This window comes from Streptomyces ipomoeae 91-03 (genome assembly GCF_000317595.1).
Classification (GTDB): domain Bacteria; phylum Actinomycetota; class Actinomycetes; order Streptomycetales; family Streptomycetaceae; genus Streptomyces; species Streptomyces ipomoeae.
This window is the reverse complement of the sequence record NZ_AEJC01000653.1, coordinates 1-6,212: the sequence shown is the minus strand read 5'-3', so window position 1 is coordinate 6,212 and position 6,212 is coordinate 1. Positions and strand designations below refer to the sequence as shown.

At 71.7% G+C, this 6,212-nt stretch carries 3 protein-coding genes; all 3 read left to right on the top strand.

From position 1 onward, the window contains the following. The first annotated feature begins 189 nt into the window (after positions 1–189). The 3 genes from STRIP9103_RS52615 (at position 190) to STRIP9103_RS43095 (ending at position 6,188) form a co-directional block, all read left to right on the top strand. Positions 190–1,329 carry a methionine synthase gene (locus tag STRIP9103_RS52615; protein ID WP_234022442.1) on the top strand — a complete coding sequence of 380 codons (1,140 nt, stop codon included), beginning with the start codon at positions 190–192 and terminating at the stop codon, positions 1,327–1,329. 15 nt (positions 1,330–1,344) lie between these two features. Then, the gene (gene ligA, locus STRIP9103_RS43100; protein WP_009341234.1) at positions 1,345–3,573 is read left to right on the top strand and encodes an NAD-dependent DNA ligase LigA; all 2,229 of its coding nucleotides are present in this window, start codon (positions 1,345–1,347) and stop codon (positions 3,571–3,573) included. Between the two features lie 227 nt (positions 3,574–3,800). Beyond that, on the top strand, positions 3,801–6,188 hold the full coding sequence (locus STRIP9103_RS43095; protein WP_009341236.1) for a putative bifunctional diguanylate cyclase/phosphodiesterase: 2,388 nt from the start codon (positions 3,801–3,803) through the stop codon (positions 6,186–6,188). Positions 6,189–6,212: the final 24 nt, after the last annotated feature.

Genomic DNA, 6,212 nt, shown 5'->3' with positions numbered 1-6,212 from the left:
AAACCCCATCCCCCGAGCTGGAAGGCGCAGCGGGGTCGAAGGGGCGGAACCCCTGGGGATGGGCCGGGTAGGGGCGGCGGGGGCGAAGAAAGCCAGGGAGGACACCGAGACGCGGCCCACACAGACATCCGTAGGCTTCACCACGTGGACAAAAACTTCACCCTCGGCCCAGCCACCGGCATCGGCTCGATGCCCGGCACCGACGCCAGGGAGGCCGCCAAAACAGTGACGGGCACCTTCGAGTGGCCGGACACAGGCATGCCGCACCTCCCGGAACTCCCCGCCAGGGGCCCCGGCGCCGACATGATCGGCCGCACCGCAGGACTCCTCGTCGAGCTGTACGCGCGCGTGGAGCCCAGCGGCTGGCGCATCGGCGACCGCCCGGGCCGCGACACCAGACGGGCGAGGTCATGGCTCGGCGAGGACCTGGACGCGTTGGAGGAGTACACCCAGGGCTACGAGGGCCCGCTGAAGGTACAGGCGGTCGGCCCCTGGACCCTCGCCACCGCACTGGAGCTGAAGAACGGTGAGGCGGCCCTCTCCGACCCCGGCGCCTGCCGCGACCTCGCCGCCTCACTGACGGAGGGCCTGCGGCTGCACCTCGCCGAGGTACGGCGCCGAGTCCCGGGCGCCCGCCTCGTCCTCCAACTCGACGAGCCCTCCCTCACCGACGTCCTGCGCGGCCGGGTCAGAACGGCCAGCGGTTACCGCACCCACCGGGCAGTCGACCGCCAACTCGTCGAGGCCACCCTCCGGGACGTCATCGGCGTACACGAGGAGACCCTCACGGCCTCGCCCGACGAGGCGGCCGGCGCGACGGACGGGCACGCGACCGGCGCGACGGACGGGCGCCCGGACGGCGGTCAGGGCGCCGGCGCGCACGCCCCGGCCCCACGCGCGGACCGCGCCCCGGGCGAAGACGGCCCCGGAGCCCCGCGGCATCGAGTCCCCGGCCCCGTCATCGTCCACTCCTGCGCCCCCGACGTCCCCTTCGCCCTGCTCCGCCGAGCCGGCGCCACCGGCATCTCCTTCGACTTCGCGTTGCTCACCGAGCGTGACGACGACGAGATCGGGGAAGCCGTGGAAGGGGGCACGAGGCTGTTGACCGGCGTCGTGCCGACCGTCGAGGGCCCATTGTCGGACCCTGCCGGTAGCGTCATGGGTGTCAGGACGCTGTGGCGCAGGCTGGGGCTGCATCCGGGGCTTCTCGCGGACGCGGTGACGGTCACGCCGTCGTGCGGGCTCGCGGGGGTCTCCCCGGCGTACGCCCGCCGGGCACTCGCCCACTGCGTCAACGCGGCGAGATCCCTCGCGGACAACCCAGAGTAACGGGAGGACAACACGGTGGCCGGCGACAAGGACGCACAGACTGCCTCGACCGCAGCATCGGTACCGACCGAGGCATCGGTACCGGCCGATGCCCGGGAGCAGCACGCGCGGCTCGCTGAGCAGATCGAGGAGCACCGCTTCCGGTACTACGTGAAGGACGCTCCCGTCATCAGCGACGCGGAGTTCGACAAACTCCTGCGCTCCCTCGAAGCGCTGGAGGAGGAGTATCCCGAGCTGCGCACGCCCGACTCACCGACGCAGAAGGTCGCGGGCGCGTACGAGACGGAGTTCACGGCGGTCCAGCACCGCGAGCGCATGCTCTCGCTGGAGAACGCCTTCACCGACGAGGAGTTGGCGGCCTGGGCCGAGCGCGTCGCCAAGGACGTCGGCACGAGCGACTACCACCTGCTGTGCGAGCTGAAGGTCGACGGCCTCGCCGTCAACCTCACCTACGAGCACGGCCGGCTCACCCGCGCGGCGACCCGCGGCGACGGCCGCACCGGCGAGGACATCACGCCGAACGTCCGGACGATCGCGGAGATCCCGGACCGCCTCAAGGGCGACACCGTCCCCGACCTCGTGGAGATTCGCGGCGAGGTCTACTTCCCGATGGAGAAGTTCGAGGAGCTCAACGCCCGCCTGGTGGCGGCCGGCGACAAGCCCTTCGCCAATCCGCGCAACGCGGCGGCCGGTTCGCTCCGCCAGAAGGACCCGCGCGTCACGGCCACCCGCCCGCTCCACATGGTCGTCCACGGCATCGGAGCCCTGCAGGGCTCCAAAGGCGGCCTCACCCGCCTCTCCCAGGCCTACGACCTCCTCAAGTCCTGGGGTCTGCCCACCGCCCGGCACAACAGGGTGGTCGACGACCTCGACGGCGTACGGGAGTTCATCACGTACTACGGGGAGAACCGCCACTCCGTGGAGCACGAGATCGACGGCGCTGTCGTCAAGCTCGACGAGATCCCCCTCCAGGGCCGGCTCGGCTCCACCTCCCGCGCCCCGCGCTGGGCCATCGCGTACAAGTACGCGCCCGAGGAGGTCAACACCAAACTCGTCAACATCCGTGTGGGCGTGGGACGTACCGGCAGGGTGACACCGTACGCCCAGGTCGAGCCGGTGACGGTCGCCGGCTCGGAGGTCGAGTTCGCCACGCTGCACAACCAGGACATCGTCAAGGCCAAGGGCGTCCTCATCGGTGACACGGTGGTGCTGCGCAAGGCCGGTGACGTCATCCCGGAGATCCTCGGCCCGGTCGTCGACCTGCGCGACGGCAGCGAACGCGAGTTCGTGATGCCCGCCGAGTGCCCCGAGTGCGGTACGGCGCTCCGGCCGATGAAGGAGGGCGACGTCGACCTGCGCTGCCCCAACTCCCGTACCTGCCCGGCCCAGTTGCGGGAGCGGCTGTTCTACCTCGCGGGCCGCAAGTGCCTGGACATCGAGCACTTCGGATACGTCGCCGCCGCCGCGCTCACCAAGCCGCTGGAACCGTCCGATCCGCCCCTCGTCGACGAGGGCGACCTGTTCGACCTGACCATCGAACAGTTGCTGCCCATCAAGGCGTACGTCCTCGACCAGGACAGCGGACTGCCCAAGCACGACCCGAAGACGGGCGAGGAGAAGATCGCCACGGTCTTCGCCAACCAGGAGGGCGCACCCAAGAAGAACGCGGTCGCGATGCTGGAGAACATCCAGGCGGCCAAGGAAAGGCCGCTCGCGCGGATCCTGACGGGTCTGTCGATCCGTCACGTCGGACCGGTGGCAGCCGAGGCGCTCGCGCGCGAGTTCCGCTCCATCGACCGCATCCAGCAGGCCACCGAGGAGGAACTCGCCACGACCGACGGCGTCGGCCCCATCATCGCCGCCTCCCTGAAGGAGTGGTTCGCGGTGGACTGGCACCAGGAGATCCTCCGCAAGTGGAAGGCCGCCGGCGTCCGGATGGAGGAAGAGGGCTCCGGCGAGGACGAAGGCCCCCGACCGCTCGAAGGGCTGACCGTCGTCGTGACCGGCACACTCGAACACCACACCCGCGACGGGGCGAAGGAGGCCCTGCAGAGCCGGGGCGCGAAGGTGACCGGGTCGGTTTCGAAGAAGACCTCGTTCGTGGTGGTCGGTGAGAATCCGGGGTCGAAGTTCGACAAGGCGATGCAGCTCAAGGTTCCCGTTCTGAACGAGGACGGTTTCGCGGTGCTGCTCGAACAAGGACCGGACGCGGCGGCGGAAGTCGCGCTTCCGACCGAGGAGTAGGGGTTGAACACCACCCGTTCGGCGCATACCAGATGCATATGGGTGGCCGGTCGCATTCGGGCAACCGCGGTCGACCGCTGCCCGAGAAAGCCTTGTGCGGCCTACTGTTGAGGTGTGCGCCTGCCGTGCCCGGACGCGTGGTGGGTTTTCGGACGCGGTGCCGTTGAGGGTTGTCGGGAGCAACGGGCCGCGTGGCGTGGGCACCGCCGGCTGTGAGAGGGACGGGAATGGAACCGACCGAGAGCGTCGCCCCGGACTCACGGCTGCGTCTGCGCCGGGTGTCCGGGGCCTGGCGATGGGGGCGTTCCCTGTTCATGGGGGGACGCCCGTTCGAGGGAAGCCGAAAGCGGAGCTTCGGGGGACACCGGGAACGCGGCGGCGGACAGGAGACCGAGGCCGACCCCCGGGTCGGCGCGGGATGGCCACCGGGCCGTGCCGACGCCGACGCACCCGGCCCCCTCGCACCGGGCCCGGCCCAACTCACCGCAGGCAGCGGAGCCCGGCCGGCCGGGGCCTCACCCGTCACGGGCGCCCTCGACGACGGACGCGGCCACGGGCTGCCGGGCCACGACGCCGACCGGCACATGTCCTGGCCCGCGCTGCCCGCCGTGATCGTGGGCCTCGCCGGCGCCATCCTGGGCGCTGGCTTCTACCGGGCGCTCGCCGGACAGAACGCCCTCTTTCCCTCGGGCACGGTCGGCTGGTCCCTCGCCCTGCTGACCGGCGTCATCGTCGGCCATCTGGTCGCCATGGGCCGCGCCCGCTGGTGGGGCGGCACGGGCTCCGGCGCCGCCCTCACCCTCGCCGTACTGCTGCTGTACGGCTGGCTGGCCGCCGGAATGGTCAGCCTCACGGTCGTCGTCCTCGTCGGCATCGCCCGCCGGGGCCGCTGGCGGCAGGGAGTGCTGCACGGCGCGGTCGACATCCTCGGCATCGGCGTCGGCGCCCTGGTGCTGCGGGTCTTCGGCCGCGTCCCCTCGGTGGAGCAGCCGTGGGACCCCGAGACCTGGAACTTCTACTCCGCACCCCAGGTGGCGCTCGTCGCCATCGCCTATCTCGTCGTCACCCGCGCCCTGCTCTGGTATCTCGCCTCGCCGCGCGGGGGCGTCCCCACCGTCGCCCGCACGGCTCTGGTCAGACAGGGGCTCGTCGCCGTGGCGCTGTTCGGCATCGCGCCCCTCGTCTGTGTCGTCGCCGCCGCCCAGCCGCTGCTGCTGCCCCTCTTCGCCATCCCGCTCATCGCGCTCGACTCCACCCTGTGGATCGCGCGCGCCCGGGCCGAGGAGCAACTGCGCGATCCGCTCACCGGACTGCCGAACCGCCAGTGGCTGCTCGAACGCACCTGGACCGCCCTGGACGACGCCGAACGCATCGGCGCGAGGTCGGCCCTGATGCTGATCGACCTCGACCGCTTCAGGTCCGTCAACGACACGCTCGGACATCTCGCGGGCGACCGGCTGTTGTTGCAGATAGCCGATCGGCTCCGGGTGGCGCTACCGCGCGGGGCGGAGGCCGCACGGCTCGGCGGCGACGAGTTCGCCGTACTGCTGCCCGTCGCCGACTCCACGACGTCCGCGTCGCGCGTCGCCCGCAACCTCGTCGCCGCGCTCGGCTCACCGCTCGACCTCGACGGGCTCACCCTCGTCCTGGAGGCCAGCGCCGGGGTCGCCGTCTTCCCCGACCACGCGCTCGACGCGGAGGGGCTGCTGCGGCGGGCGGACGTGGCGATGTACCAGGCCAAGCGGGACCGTACGGGCGTCGAGGTCTACGAGTCCAAGCGGGACTCCAACACACCGGACCGCCTCGGCCTCCTCGGCGACCTCCGGCGCGCCCTCGACGCCGGCGAGGTCGAACTGCACTACCAGCCGAAGGTCCGCTTCGACGGGCAGGTGGCCGGGCTTGAGGCGCTGGTGCGGTGGGTGCATCCCGAGCGCGGGAAGGTGCCGCCGGACGAGTTCATAGCGATCGCCGAGTCGTCCGGGCTGATGCCGCACCTCACCGAGTACGTCCTGGAGACGGCCCTCGGACAGGTGGCGAGGTGGCGGGCGCAGGGCCTGCATGTGCCGGTCGCCGTGAACGTGTCCCCGCGCGACGTCCACACCCCCGGATTCGCCGGCGCGGTCGCCGCGCGGCTGGCCCGCCACGGGGTCCCCGCCGGGGCGCTGCAGCTGGAGATAACGGAACATGTGCTGCTGGAGGATCCGCAGCGGGCCGCGGACACCCTGGCCGGGTTGACCGGCCACGGCGTGAAGATGTCCCTGGACGACTTCGGGACGGGCTACTCGTCCCTTGTCCACCTGCGGCGGCTGCCCGTGAGCGAGCTGAAGATCGACCGGTCGTTCGTGGCGCGGCTGGCCGTCGACACGGAGGACGCGGAGATCGTCCGCTGCACCGTGGATCTCGCGCATTCGCTGGGGTTGCTCGTCGTCGCGGAAGGTGTGGAGGACGACGAGACGTGGGAGCGGTTGCGGGACCTGGGGTGCGATGCCGTGCAGGGGTGGCTCGTGGCTGCGGCCATGCCGCCGGACGAGACGACGGCGTGGCTGCGGGCGCGGGGGTCGCGCGGCTGGCAGCGCCCGGCAGCGGCCCTGCCGGCGGCCACGGCCGACGAGTAGCTTTCCGCCCCTGCCGCCCCTACC